The sequence below is a fragment of the Treponema endosymbiont of Eucomonympha sp. genome (genome assembly GCF_001028545.1).
This window is the reverse complement of the sequence record NZ_BBPW01000345.1, coordinates 1-724: the sequence shown is the minus strand read 5'-3', so window position 1 is coordinate 724 and position 724 is coordinate 1. Positions and strand designations below refer to the sequence as shown.

Annotated in this window: 1 protein-coding gene; it reads right to left on the bottom strand. The window is 58.3% G+C overall.

Annotated elements, in window-relative coordinates; all coding sequences use genetic code 11:
* The coding region (gene trxA / locus AWU74_RS06990; RefSeq protein ID WP_062328702.1) for a thioredoxin at positions 1-296 on the bottom strand (296 nt) is incomplete at its 3' end.
* Between the last annotated feature and the right edge of the window lie 428 nt (positions 297-724).

Genomic DNA, 724 nt, shown 5'->3' with positions numbered 1-724 from the left:
AACGCCAGCAATTCCGCGTTTGTCTTTGAGCCGACCGAACGTTTTACTTCCTGCCCGCCCTTGAACAGCATTATCGTCGGAATGCTCTGCACGCCGAAACGCTCGGCAAGCGACGGCTCTTCGTCAACGTTTATCTTGCCGACTTTGACGCCGCTCTGGCTCGCCGCGATTTCCTCAATAACGGGCGCGAGCGAGCGGCACGGGCCGCACCACGGTGCCCAAAAATCCACCAGAACCGGCTCCGTGCTCTGCAAGACTTCGGCGTCAAATGTTGCCGCCGTCAATTGTACCGCCATACTATTCCTCCTATTGAGAATATGCTCGGGCACACAGCCACACCCAGTGTAAATGTGTACTAGTTTCGTTTCCGAAAGGTTTAAGTTTGCTATTCAAGCACATATCCGCGCTTTTTTCAAGCGCGGAACACGGAGTCTGCCGCGCGAAACCCTTGTTCGACAGGGAGCGTTGCCCTCTTTGTTCTGCGTCTTCGGCAGGGCTGTTCATAGGCTCTCGGGCGGAAACTGACCGTATACCGCTCGCTAGCCGCAGTAGCCGCTTACCCGGTATTACGGGTCGCACATATGCCGTCCGACTACCGCCAGACGGCGGCGCCCACCTGTCGGCGCGGTTGCCGTCGTCCGCAGCGGGAAGGGCGTTTGAGGCGGAATTCCGCTTACGACGCGTCAAGGCTGAACAGGCTCGGCGTGTTCAGATACGCCTCCGC